The organism is Mesorhizobium sp. BR1-1-15 (assembly GCF_020165475.1).
In the GTDB taxonomy this organism is placed as follows: Bacteria; Pseudomonadota; Alphaproteobacteria; order Rhizobiales; family Rhizobiaceae; genus Mesorhizobium.
In genome coordinates this window covers 69,308-81,775 of the sequence record NZ_JAIUIF010000021.1, presented here as the reverse complement: position 1 = coordinate 81,775, position 12,468 = coordinate 69,308, and the positions used below count along the sequence as shown (strand labels likewise).

Genomic DNA, 12,468 nt, shown 5'->3' with positions numbered 1-12,468 from the left:
CGCCAACACCGCCTGCTCGAAGCCGGCAGCCACGATTACTGCCGACAAAAGCAGCCAGGCGAGCGGCATGAAGCCCATCACCGAAAGCCGATGCCCGGCTTCGTCGACCTTAGGCAGGCGCCCGACCACCAGGGCGAGGCACCCGCCGCAGAAGATGAAAGCGGAAATGCCGACCAGGAATGGCGGCCAGCCCTCCGTACCGACGGCCAGCAGGCAAAGCGGCCCGGCGGCGAAGCCGGCCGAGATGATCGTGGAATAGACGCCCATGATGCGGCCGCGCCGGGCCGGCGGCGCCAGCGCGATCACCCAGATTTCGCTTAAGACATAGAGCGGATTGGTCACCGCGCCGATCAGGAACCGCAGCGGAAACCAGAGATAGACGTTCTGTGTCCAGCCGATCAGCGCCAGCACGACCGCCGAAAGCGCCGCGCAGGTCAGCGCCGTGCGCCCTGCCCCGAACCGCCGCGCCAGTGACGGTATGAGCGGCGACGAGACGATGAAGCCAATCGGCGTCATCGCCGCCGACAGGCCGATCATGACAGGCGAAACGCCCTGCCGCTGCAGGATGAAGCTCAAGAGCGGATAGGACAGTCCCTGCGCGATGGCGAACACCGACACGGTCGCGATCACACCGGTGATCGCTGCCCACTGCATCGTCTCGTCGCGCTTCGGTTCCACCCGGTCCATGATCCACATCGCCTCTCGGCTGCAGGCTTAGCGTTTCGACCCGATAGCCGTAAGCCCCAAAGCCCGAACCCACGCTTGTTCCGGCCAAACCCTGTCAGGAGCCTCTGCGGCTGGCCGATCTGTAGAGCACGAAGGCGACCAGCAGCGCGTCCAGGCCGACGATCACCGCCGGCAATCCCAAAGGTCCGATCGCCTGCATCAGCAGACCGGCGCTGGGCGGACCGACAATGCCGCCAACGCCCCACAACAAGGCGAAAGCGGCGTTGCCGGTGACCAGCAGCGAGCCCTTGAACCGGCTGCCGAGTTCCACCAACGCCATCGTGTAGACGCCATAGCCGACCGCTCCCATCACCAGCAGCACCGCCCAGATCAGCGGCGTCGTGATCAGCAGCGGCAGCAGAAGCGCGCAAACGGTGGTCGCCACCGCACAGGCCAGGATCATGGGGCGGCCGCCGAAGCGTTCGGCGAGCAGGCCGAGCGGGATCTGCAGCAGGATATTGCCCAGGGATAACGCCATCACCAGAGCGGCGAGCACGGCTTCCGGCAAGCCATAGCCGGCGCCGAAGACCGGAACCAGCGCATAGGTGCTTTGCTGGACCGCTGCCGAGACCAGCACCGCCAGCAGCAGCGCCGGCGCCAGCCGGGCAAAACCGATAAAGCTGCCGGCTGGCTGGCCGTCATCCTCGAAACCGGTGAGCTTTGAGGAGACAAGGCGCAGAATAACGGCGCAGAGCACGAAACCACCAATGCCGACGCTGAAGGGAGCCCAGCCCGACGTGCCGAGCAGGGTCAGTGTGAAAGGCCCGGCCGAGTAGCCGGCCCCCATCAGCGTGTTGAACACGCCCATCACCCGGCCGCGTCGCGCCGGCGGCGCCAGCGACAGCGCCCACACCTCGCCGAGGATATAGAGCGGGTTGATGACGACGCCGATGATGAAACGGAGGACGAACCACGCCACCCAATCCTGCAGATAGCCGATGCCCAGGAAGCACAGCGCACCGATCAGCGAGCAGCCGACGGCGAGCGTGCGGGCGCCGACCAGCCGCACGGCAGCCGGCACGAACGAGGCAGACAAGATCAAGCCAACCGGCATCATCGCCGCCGACAGGCCGATCAGGCCCGGCGACATGCCTTGCTTCTGCATCAGCAGCGTGAACAGCGGCGAGCTCAGCCCTTGCGCGGCGCCGAACATCGCCAGCGCTGCGGTGACGCCGGCGAGCGCTGCCCACTGCGTTGCCGCTTCGCCTTGGCTCGAGCCGGTCGCGACCATGCTGCCGTTCCATGAGTGAATCGCCGACCTGCGGATCGGCAAGCCATCAGCTACCGGTTCGATCACGGGAAAGGAAGGGCCGGACAGCGAAATCCGCTTGCGCCAACGGCCGGCGCCGTGCACCGGAAGGCTCGCGTCAAAAGCCGTCAGCACCCGCCGGCAGCGCTATGGAAAATACCGTGCGATCGCGCCTTTCCTGCCTTGCGCGTAAGGCTTCAGCCACTTGTCGTCGATGGACAGCCCATCGTCATCCGAAGGTCCCTTGCCGATGGTCCTGCGCCAGGCGCGGAACTTGTAGTGGTCGAACACGTCGAGCATATGCACGGCATAGGCCGCGGCGAAGGTCTTGTCGCCTTCGACGATCACCATGTTCTCGTCGTTCTCGTAGGAAGCCTTGTAGCCGAGATTGTGGCTGCCGGTGACGACCGTTGCGTTGTCCTCCATCGGATCGATGATGACGATCTTGTCGTGCACGATGGCATGGCCGACGGTCAGCACCTCCGCCTGGAAATCGCGGGCGATCGTGGCGCCGGTCAGGTTCGCCGCCCGCACGATGGAAACGTTCGGCGCCTCCCAGACCTTCTCCGGATAGACGAAGGGCGACTTGCCGTCCCTGTTCGACTTATGGGTGACCGGATCCTTGGTCGGCGCGACATAGTTGGGCATGGCGGTCTCATCGCTGATCGCCCCTTGCACGATCAGCTTCGGATCGGCCCTTGCCGCCGCCACCGCCTGGTCGACGATCGAATTGTCGCCGAGCCGCGAAGGATTGAACACCAGGAACAGCACGGCACGCTTGGCTGCCTTGATGCGGGCGAAGAGGTCCTCGAGATCGACCGGCCGCACCGAGATGTCCTTCCTGTTGCGCTCGGGATCATTGGGCGAGAACCACACCGTCATGCCGTCCAGCGCCGCCGTAGCGCCGTTGAGCGGGTTTGGCCTGTGGTTCTCCCTGCGAAATGGCACGCCTTGCGTCTGCGCGACATGGCCGGCGGCGCTTTCCGTGGCCGGCGGCGGGAACAGGTCGGCCTTCATGCGCTGCCAGTAGGCGTCGAATATCTCGGCCATCGCCGGGTCGTCGCGGATGAAGGCGTTGTTGGATTGCCCGCAAATGCCCGTCGAGGTCCAGTTGGTGCTGCCCGTCATCACCGATTGCGGCTTGCCCTGGGCATCGCGATAGACGGCGAACTTGTTGTGGCCGATATGGTTGTTGTTGAACAGGCGATCCGTCATCGCGACGCCTGCGTCGTGCAGCCGCTTCCTGTAAGGCGCGTTGCCAGCGTCCCAGGCCTTCGTCTGGTCATCCCTGCCCGAGTTGGAAAGAATGACCTCCACGACATCCCTGGCGGCAATGATTGCGTCGCACAGTTCGTCGTCGCCAAGCTCGTAGAGCGCAAGCCTGACCGTGCCGCCTTCGGCTTTGGCCCGCTTCAGCAGGCTGGTCAGCACATCAGGCACGTCGCCGTGCAGGTAGGCGCGTATCTTGCTGGTCGGGTCCTGCAGCACAGCCCTGATCTTGTCGCGCTGCCCGAGCTTGATGCCGGCCTCGGCCAGCGCGCGCGACATCCATTGCGTCGACAGCACGCCATTCGTGAAGGCGACGCGCGCCTTGCCGAACATCTGGCCGAGGAAGATCGGCGGACTGACCGCGCCCCGGCCGAGATAGCCCAGCGGCCGCGCTGGGCCGGTATAGGTCTTTTCCGGGCGCACCGGCACGGGATCGAGCCCGGCCTTCATATCGCCGACCGGACGCACCCGGTAGGCGATCATTTCGCCGTCTGGCCTGACATCCAGGCTGTCGCGGCGCCGCCGGACAGTGAGATCGCGCCAGAATGTCTTCTGCACCGGCCAGACGCCGGTATCCTGGGGGATCCAGTCCTTGTTGCGCTGTCCCTTGAAGGGCACCCAGGAAGCCAGGCAACGCTCCTCGCCGGTGTCGGGATAGAGGCGAACGATCTCGAAGCCCAGGCAGCCCGGGATCATCCCGTCGAGGTCCCAGGAGAGGAACGCGACTTCGTTGTTGGTGGCGGCACGCACTTTGACGACGTCAGGCATGGCTCTCCCTCCGGAGATATTCGACGCACAAGTTTATCAGAAGCAAAAGACGATACTGCAACGAATGGCGCCCCCTTATCCGCGGGCCCGCCTCGGGACCACGCAGCTGCCGTTCCGGCATGTCGCTTCCCTCGCTCTAGTGGTCGCCGCCTCCGCAATGGCCGGACAGCCGCCGGTCCATTATGCCGCCCACTTTCGCATCGTACGAGGCCCCTCATGACCGCCGCCCTTCAACCCGCCGAACCGGCATTGGCAACCGATCGTGCCCGCCGCGGCGGCCGCGCCGGAAAACGCGCAGGCGGCTCGGCCGCGTTCGAGCAGCCGCCGTTCCGCCAGCTGAAAATCCCGCTCCAGCCGACCAAGCTGGTTTCCGACGACGAGCTGGAATCGATCCACCTGGCCTCGCTGCGGGTGCTGAAGGAGATCGGTGTCGACGTCCTGCATGACGAAGCCCGCCGCATCATGAAGGAACATGGCGCCGACGTGCGCGAAGGCAGCGAGCGCGTGCGCTTCGACAGCGACATGATCCTCGATCTGGTGTCGCACTGCCCACCTGAATTCACCATCCATGCCCGCAACCCCGCGCACAATGTGCGCTTCGGCGGCGACAACCTGATCATCTCGATGATGGCCTCGGCGCCCAATTGCTCGGACATCGATCGTGGCCGCCGGCCCGGCAACCAGCAGGACTATCGCAATTTCCTGCGCCTGGCGCAGATGCACAACATACTGAACTGCACGGGCGGCTATCCGGTCGAGCCGATCGACATCCACCCCTCCGTCCGGCACCTCGAATGCATCCGCGACCTCGCCACGCTGACCGACAAGGTGTTCCACATCTATTCGCTCGGCAAGGAACGAAATGTCGACGGCATCGAGATCACCCGTATCGCGCGCGGCATCAGCCACGAGCAGTTGCTCGAAGAACCGTCCGTCTTCACCATCATCAACACCAATTCGCCGCTGAAACTCGACGTGCCGATGATGGAAGGCATCATCCAGATGTCGAGCAAGGGCCAGGTCGTCATCGTCACGCCGTTCACCCTGTCGGGCGCCATGGCGCCGGTGACCATTGCCGGCGCGCTGGTGCAGCAGAACGCCGAGGCGTTGTCCGGCATCGCGTTTGCCCAGATGGTCAGGAAGGGCGCGCCGGTCGGTTATGGCGGCTTCACCTCCAACGTCGACATGAAGTCCGGTGCGCCCGCCTTCGGCACGCCCGAATACATGAAGGCGCAGCTCGTCGGCGGCCAGCTCGCCCGCCGCTACAACATCCCCTACCGCACCTCCAACACCTGCGCGGCCAACACGGTCGACGCACAGGCCGCCTATGAAAGCGTGTTCTCGCTGTGGGGCGCCATCCAGGGCGGCGGCAATCTGATGATGCACGCCGCCGGCTGGCTCGAAGGCGGCCTGCGCTGCTCCTACGAGAAGACCATCCTCGACATCGACCTGTTGCAGATGGTGGCGGAATTCTTGACCCCGCTCGACCTGTCCGAACAGGCGCTTGGCTTCGACGCCATCCAGTCGGTCGGCCCCGGCGGCCACTTCTTCGGCACACAGCACACGCAGGATCGCTACAAGACGGCCTTCTACTCGCCGATCCTGTCCGACTGGCGCAATTTCGAGACCTGGGCCGAAGCCGGCTCGCCGACGGCGCTCGAAAAGGCCAACAAGGTGTGGAAGGAGCGGCTGGCCTCCTATGACGAGCCCTACATGGACCCGGCGATCCGCGAAGAACTCAACGCCTTCGTCCAGAAGCGCCGCGCCGAAGGCGGCGCCCCGACCGATTTTTGATCGTCTGCGTTGTCGATGAACTGATCACGCGTATGGATTCGATGAACGGTCGACCCCCACTCCGTCGAGCTGCGCTCGACACCTCTCCCCCGATCGACGGGGAAGAGGAAGGGCGCGGGCTTGGCCAGGCTGGCTCCCTTCCTCTCCCTCCGGAGGGGGGAGAGGTGGCTCGGCGAAGCCGAGACGGAGTGGGGGAAGCCGCTCGTGAAACCCGCAGTCGCCGCAAGATGGGCACCACTCAACGCGCGCGAAAGCTGAGGCAAGGCAACAATCAAGCCGAAGCACTGCTTTGGCTCGAACCAAAAGCCCGCAGACTTGGTCGCTACAAGTTCACACGCCAGTTCTCTATCGGACCATACTACGCCGACTTCTGTTGCCGCGAAAAATGGCTGGTCGTCGAGCTCGACGACTCACAGCACGCCGACAGTCCCTATGACCGCCGCCGCGACGATTTCATGCGCGCCCAAGGCTATTCGATCCTGCGCCTCTGGAGCTATGACGTCCTGAAACATTGTACTCCCGTTTGTGAAACCGTCCTTGCCGCGCTCGACGGCAGGCTGACCGAAAACATCGCTGCATCCGACCTCCGCTTTGTTTTCACACCGCACTCACCCGATTCAATCTCTTCAAAAACGGACCTATCTTCATGAAATCCCATGTAAAAGCGGTTGTCATCGGCGGCGGCGTCGTCGGCTGCTCGGTGCTCTATCACCTGGCAAAGGCCGGCTGGACAGACATCATGCTGATCGAGCGCTCGGAGCTCACCTCCGGCTCGTCCTGGCACGCGGCGGGCGGCTTCCATACGCTCAACGGCGATCCCAACGTCGCCAAGCTGCAGGCCTACACCGTGCAGCTCTATAAGGAGATCGAGGAGCTTTCCGGCCAGTCCTGTTCGCTGCACCTGACCGGCGGCGTGATGATGGCCGATTCGCCCGAGCGCATGGACTTCCTGCGGCTTGCCCACGCCAAGGGTCGCTACCTCGGCATGGATACCGAGCTGATCACGCCATCCGAGGCCAAGGCGATGTTCCCGCTGATGGACGAGACGAATTTCGTCGGCGCCATGTGGGATCCGGTCGAAGGCCATCTGGATCCGTCCGGCACCACGATTGCGTACTCGAAAGCGGCGAAGAAACTCGGCGCCGAGATCGTGCTGCGCAACCGCGTCGTCGAACTGACGCAGCAGGTCGACGGCACCTGGAACGTCATCACCGAACAAGGCACGGTTCACGCCGAGCATGTCGTCAACTGCGGCGGCCTGTGGGCGCGCGAGATCGGCCGCATGGTCGGCCTCGAGCTGCCGGTGCTCGCCATGGAGCATATGTATCTCCTGACCGAGCCCATGCCGGAGGTCGAGGAATTCAACAAATCGACCGGCCGCGAGATGATCGGCGTGATGGATTTCAAGGGCGAGATCTACACCCGCCAGGAGCGCAACGGCATCCTGCTCGGCACTTACGAAAAGGCGTGCAAGCCGTGGTCGCCGGTCAACACGCCCTGGGATTTCGGCCACGAGCTGTTGCAGCCCGACCTCGACCGCATCGCGCCGTCGCTGGAGGTCGGCTTCAAGCATTTCCCCGGCATCGAGAAGGCCGGCATCAAGCAGATCATCAACGGTCCCTTCACTTTCGCATTGGATGGCAATCCCCTGGTCGGCCCGGTGCAGGGCCTGACCAACTTCTGGTGCGCCTGCGCCGTCATGGCCGGCTTCAGCCAGGGCGGCGGTGTCGGCCTGGCGCTGTCCAACTGGATGGTGCATGGCGATCCCGGCTTCGACGTCTGGGGCATGGACGTCGCCCGCTTCGGCGAATGGGCGAGCCTGCGCTACACCAACGCCAAGGTGCGCGAGAACTATTCGCGCCGCTTCTCGATCCGCTTCCCCAATGAGGAACTGCCGGCAGCACGCCCGGCGCAGACGACGCCGCTCTACGACACCATGCTCGCCAACAACGCCGTCATGGGCGACTCCTGGGGCCTTGAGACCCCGCTATGGTTCGCGCCGAAGGGCAAGGAGCCCAAGGATATCGTGTCCTTCCACCGCTCCAACGATTTTGGGCCGATCGGCGAGGAAGTGCGCGCCACGCGCGAGCGCGTCGGCGTCACCGAAATCGCCAACTTCGCCAAATACGAAGTCTCCGGACCAGGGGCGGAGGATTTCCTCAACCGGCTGATGACCAACCGCATGCCGAAGGCGGGCCGCATCGTGCTGACCCCGATGATCAACGAATTCGGCAAGCTGATCGGCGACTTCACCATCGCCAAGGCCGCGGAAGACCGCTTCATGATCTGGGGCTCGTCGGCCGCGCAGAAATATCACATGCGCTGGTTCGAAAAGCACCTGCCGAAAGATGGTCCAAGGGCGTCAGAGGTGCGCATCCACCGCTTCGACCAGACGCTTGTCGGCCTGTCGATTGCCGGACCGAAGTCGCGGGATCTCCTGCAGAAGCTGGTCGATGTCGACATCTCGACCAAGGCCTTCCGCTTCATGGATTTCCGCGAAATGGCGGTCGGCGGCGCGCCCTGCATGGTCAACCGCATCACCTATACCGGCGACCTCGGCTACGAGATCTGGATGGCGCCGGCCTATCAGCGCTTGGTTTACAAGGCGATCAGGGACGCAGGCGAAGAATTCGGCCTGGTCGATTTCGGCATGCGCGCCCTGCTCTCCATGCGCCTGGAAAAGAACTTCCCGACCTGGTTCCGCGAATTGCGCCCGATCTACGGACCGTTCGAAGGCTCGATGGACCGCTTCATCAAGCTGGAGAAGAACGACTTTATCGGCCGCGACGCGGCCGCCAGGGAACGGGCCGAAGGACCGAAGCTGCGCCGCGTGTCCTTTATCGTCGAGGCGGCCGACGCCGACGTGATGGGTGACGAGCCGATCTGGGCCAAGGTCGGCAAGGACTACGGTACGGTGGAAAAGCCGCATGGCTTTGGCGCGCCGCGCTTCGATGCGGCCGGCAAGGAAGTGCGGGGCTCCAAGGCGGCGCAAGGCGCGTCCGCCGTGCGCGGCATCGTCGACGGCGACTGGCGCGTGGTCGGTTGGGTCACCTCCGGCGGCTATGCCCACTACGTCCAGAAGTCGATGGCGCAGGGCTACGTGCCGGCGGCGCTGGCCCAGGATGAAAGCGCCGGCCTGTTCGAGATCGAGATTCTCGGCCATCGCCGTCCGGCCCGCATCAATGTCGAGGCGCCGTTCGACCCGAGCGGCGAGAAGATGCGGAGCTGAGGTTTCGCCATGGACAGCGCGGCGCCAAAGGGGAGCTTCGGCCGCCACCGCAAGATCATGCCGTTTGTGCCGGGCTCGATCGAGGCGCTGCGCGAGGCGTCCCGCCGGAAGGCGGCTGATCTCAACCAGCATGTGCTGGGCTACGGCGCGACAGCCGAAGCGGAATGGGCGGCGGCAGGCATTGCCGCCCCCGACCTGGCCGAAATGCGCAAATATCGGCTGGAGCGCATCCGCACGGAGCTGAGGCGCCGGGGCTACGCCGGCGCGCTGCTCTACGATCCCGTCAACATCCGCTATGCGGCCGATTCCACGAACATGCAGCTTTGGGTGGCGCACAACCCGACACGGCATTGTTTCGTCGCCACCGAAGGGCCGGTGGTGCTGTTCGACTATTTCTCCTGCGAACATCTGTCGGACCATTCCGGCGTCGTCGACGAGGTTCGCCCCGCCGTCTCGTGGATGTATCTCTACAGCGGCGAGCTCACCGAGCAGAAAGTCCGCCGCTGGGCGGCCGGAATCGCCGATCTGGTGCGGGAACATGGCGGCGGCAACAGCCGCATCGCGGTCGACCACATCAACCCGGAAGGCGTCGAGGAACTTGCGCGCCTCGGTATTTCCATCGGCAATGGCGAAGCGGTGATGGAGAATGCGCGGCTGGTCAAATCCCCGGACGAGATCCTTGCCATGCGCCGCGCCATCGTCGCCTGCGAGGCGGCAATGGGCGAGATGGAACAGGCGCTGAAGCCCGGCACCTCTGAGAATGAATTATGGGCCGAACTGCACCGCGGCAACATTGCCCGCGGCGGCGAATGGATCGAGACGCGGCTGTTGGCATCCGGCCCGCGCACCAATCCCTGGTTCCAGGAATGCTCCTCGCGCCTCATCGAGGCGGGCGATCTCGTCGCCTTCGACACCGACCTGATCGGCCCCTACGGCTTCTGCGCCGACCTGTCGCGCACTTGGCTGTGCGGGGATGTGAAGCCAACCGACGAACAACGCGATCTTTTCCGCATCGCCGCCGACCAGATCGCGCACAATACCGAATTGATACAGCCGGGCACCTCCTTCCGCGACCTTGTCGACCGCTCGGCGGTGCCGCCCGGCGACTGTTTCCCGATCCGCTATGGGGTGCTTTACCATGGCGTCGGGCTGGCGGACGAATACCCGACCTTGCCGCATGCCGACGACTGGACATCGGATACGCCCGACGGCGTGATCGAGCCTGGCATGGTGCTGTGCGTGGAGAGCTATATCGGCAGGCTCGGCGGGCGCGAGGGTGTCAAGATCGAGGAACAGATCGTGGTCACCGGCACCGGCAACGAAAAGCTTTCAACCTATCCGCTGGATGCGAGGCTGCTCGGCTAAGCCGGCAAGGGCCTCGCGCATCGCGGCAACCGTTTTTTCCGGCGTCGTTTTCGCGGTGATGAAGGGCAGGCCCTTGCGCAGGCCCGTCCAGCCGACGACCTTCACTTGCCGGGCGGCCTCCTCGAAGCGCTGCGCCAGCGCCCAGCTCTCGCAGTCGATCGCCGCGACATCGGCCCTGCCCTCGGCCACGGCGACGATCGAAGCGCGATGTCCGCCGCTTTCGCTGCGCGAGGAAAACACATCAAGGCTTTCGCCCAGCGCCTCCAGGTCGCGCGTCGGCGCGATGATACCGGACATGGAATCGAGGCTGTTGAAGGTGAAGCGTTTGCCGCGGATCAGATCGAGCGGGATGACGGGCCTGCCATTGCCAGGCGCAGGCACGGACGCCTTGCCGTCCGCCCGCATGACAAGCGCGCTCGAATAAAGCTCGCCCTGGCCGCCTTCGTAGACGTCATAGCTCGGCTGGCCGACAACCTGCACATGGCTGGCCAGGCCAAGCTCCATTGGCCCCCAGCAAGTCTGCGCGAACAGCAGTGCGGGATGCAGCCAGAGCTGGTGAAAATCGAGCGCGTCCGGCGGCAATGTCGCGGGGTCGGGCGCGATCAGAACGCCGGTGGCACTATGAATGCCGCCCGGCACTGGCGGCAGATCGCCGTTGCGGCGAATGACGGTCTCCGGCGCATCGATTATCCCCCCTTGACGGAAGGCATCGCGCAGCAGTGCCCATTGGTCGTCGACCTCGCGGCGCACTTGCGGCCAGTCATACATCGGCAGCGCTGCAACGAATTCGCTCATGCCGGGATCTGACCATTAAATCTGGAGAGAGGTTCGCAAAAACGCGGCGTCGGATTTGAGTTAGCCGACACCGTCCGTCGTGTCGCGGGCTTCATTCCTTGGGCGGCTCGGCCGGGACTGGCGCGGTGCCGAGCCCGCTGATGCTGCGCGCCCTGACGCGCGGCTTGAACGCCCTGCCCGGCTCCGGCTGGCGCCGCAACACCGGATGCACGATCGGCTCCTTGGCCTTGAAAGCATAGGACCTGATCAGCGCGAAATAGTTGGGATAGGCATAGCCATTGTTCATCCGCAGCCATTCCTCGCGACGTTCACGAAACAGCTGGGGCAGTCTGTACCAAGCCACCGTTGGTGTCTTGTGGTGGACGAAGTGCAAATTGTTGTTGAGGAACAGGAACGACAGCGGCGAGCGCTCGATGATCACCGTGCGGCCTTCGGGATGCTCGGACCATTGATGCTCGGCAAAGGTGCGGATCGCGATCAGCGACTGGCCGAGCCACACCGGGAGAATATAGAGCCAAAGCGGAATGCCAAAGCCGAACTGCACGATCGGCGCCACGACGGCGAGGCCGATCGCATGCAGCAGCCAGGCTTTGCGGATGGCCTTGTCGCCGGCCATCATATGTTTGGCGTCGTCGATGAAGAAGCCGATGCAGGACAGCCAGGGACCGAGAAAGAACCGGCCGGCCATGGTGTTGTTGATCCTGAGCAGGAATTTCATTGCTCGCGGCAGGTCGTCATGCTGCCAAAGCGCCTGGTAGTAGCTTTCCGGATCGTCGAGCGGATCGGTCAGGCGCTCGTCGGCATGATGGCGCAGATGAAGCGTCTTGAAGCGGCGGAACGGCCAGACCAGACCGATCGGCAGGAAGACGAAAGCCTCGTTGATCAGGGCATTGCGCGTCGGATGGCCGTGCAGCACTTCGTGCATGATCGACGACTGAAGTGCCAGGATGAAACCGAGGAGAGTGAGCGCGAAGATCGGATAGGACGGCCAGAGCAGAAGGCCGGTGGCGAGCCATGCTCCGTAACAGAAGAAAGCGAGGGCTACGGTTGGCCACTCGATGGCCGGTGTATTGCGTCGCCTGATGCTCTTGCCAGTCATGCTATCGACCACTGCCCCTCAGTCGCCGGAACCCCAGTGGCTCCTGACAGCATAGTGTCAGGAGAAACGATTCCACTCAACGAGACAAAGTGTACAAAATGTTGCGATTGCGCATTTTCAACCGCACATGTTACAGATCGTAAACAGACCTAGGGATTCATTTACGCCTGGAGC

At 64.2% G+C, this 12,468-nt stretch carries 9 protein-coding genes; 4 read left to right on the top strand and 5 right to left on the bottom strand.

What is annotated here, in order from left to right; all coding sequences use genetic code 11:
* From LB541_RS26070 to LB541_RS26060, 3 genes are all read right to left on the bottom strand, one after another.
* A partial coding sequence (locus LB541_RS26070) for an MFS transporter (protein WP_224619905.1) occupies positions 1 to 687 on the bottom strand: 687 nt, incomplete at its 3' end.
* A gap of 94 nt (positions 688 to 781) precedes the next feature.
* Positions 782 to 1,957 carry an MFS transporter gene (locus LB541_RS26065; RefSeq protein ID WP_140670297.1) on the bottom strand — a complete coding sequence of 392 codons (1,176 nt, stop codon included), beginning with the start codon at positions 1,955 to 1,957 and terminating at the stop codon, positions 782 to 784.
* A gap of 165 nt (positions 1,958 to 2,122) precedes the next feature.
* A complete protein-coding gene (locus LB541_RS26060; RefSeq protein WP_224619903.1) occupies positions 2,123 to 4,012 on the bottom strand; it encodes a phospholipase D-like domain-containing protein in 1,890 nt (629 codons plus the stop codon).
* A gap of 216 nt (positions 4,013 to 4,228) precedes the next feature.
* On the opposite strand from LB541_RS26060, the gene LB541_RS26055 reads away from it, so the two are divergent.
* From LB541_RS26055 to LB541_RS26040, 4 genes are all read left to right on the top strand, one after another.
* Positions 4,229 to 5,806 (top strand): trimethylamine methyltransferase family protein, encoded by a 1,578-nt coding sequence (locus tag LB541_RS26055; RefSeq protein WP_140521093.1) that lies wholly within the window; start codon positions 4,229 to 4,231, stop codon positions 5,804 to 5,806.
* Positions 5,807 to 5,970: 164 nt separating this feature from the next.
* Complete coding sequence (locus tag LB541_RS26050; protein ID WP_140817456.1) at positions 5,971 to 6,456, top strand: endonuclease domain-containing protein; 486 nt, start codon at positions 5,971 to 5,973, stop codon at positions 6,454 to 6,456.
* Positions 6,453 to 9,035, top strand: a complete 2,583-nt coding sequence (locus LB541_RS26045; RefSeq protein WP_140521095.1) for an FAD-dependent oxidoreductase — start codon at positions 6,453 to 6,455, stop codon at positions 9,033 to 9,035. Before LB541_RS26050 ends, LB541_RS26045 begins: the two co-directional genes overlap by 4 nt.
* A 9-nt stretch (positions 9,036 to 9,044) precedes the next feature.
* Positions 9,045 to 10,400, top strand: a complete 1,356-nt coding sequence (locus tag LB541_RS26040) for a M24 family metallopeptidase (RefSeq protein WP_140670289.1) — start codon at positions 9,045 to 9,047, stop codon at positions 10,398 to 10,400.
* Here the strand turns inward: LB541_RS26040 and LB541_RS26035 are convergent.
* Complete coding sequence (locus LB541_RS26035) at positions 10,365 to 11,195, bottom strand: phosphate/phosphite/phosphonate ABC transporter substrate-binding protein (RefSeq protein WP_224619901.1); 831 nt, start codon at positions 11,193 to 11,195, stop codon at positions 10,365 to 10,367. The genes LB541_RS26040 and LB541_RS26035 overlap by 36 nt on opposite strands.
* Before the next feature lie 91 nt (positions 11,196 to 11,286).
* On the bottom strand, positions 11,287 to 12,294 hold the full coding sequence (locus LB541_RS26030) for a fatty acid desaturase (protein ID WP_140657006.1): 1,008 nt from the start codon (positions 12,292 to 12,294) through the stop codon (positions 11,287 to 11,289).
* Positions 12,295 to 12,468: the final 174 nt, after the last annotated feature.

Excerpts from the sequence above, each read along its gene's own strand:
- LB541_RS26065 (WP_140670297.1), bottom strand. The coding sequence starts at position 1,957 with ATGGTCGCGACCGGCTCGAGCCAAGGCGAAGCGGCAACGCAGTGGGCA.
- LB541_RS26060 (WP_224619903.1), bottom strand. The coding sequence starts at position 4,012 with ATGCCTGACGTCGTCAAAGTGCGTGCCGCCACCAACAACGAAGTCGCG.
- LB541_RS26055 (WP_140521093.1), top strand. The coding sequence starts at position 4,229 with ATGACCGCCGCCCTTCAACCCGCCGAACCGGCATTGGCAACCGATCGT.
- LB541_RS26045 (WP_140521095.1), top strand. The coding sequence starts at position 6,453 with ATGAAATCCCATGTAAAAGCGGTTGTCATCGGCGGCGGCGTCGTCGGC.
- LB541_RS26040 (WP_140670289.1), top strand. The coding sequence starts at position 9,045 with ATGGACAGCGCGGCGCCAAAGGGGAGCTTCGGCCGCCACCGCAAGATC.
- LB541_RS26035 (WP_224619901.1), bottom strand. The coding sequence starts at position 11,195 with ATGAGCGAATTCGTTGCAGCGCTGCCGATGTATGACTGGCCGCAAGTG.
- LB541_RS26030 (WP_140657006.1), bottom strand. The coding sequence starts at position 12,294 with ATGACTGGCAAGAGCATCAGGCGACGCAATACACCGGCCATCGAGTGG.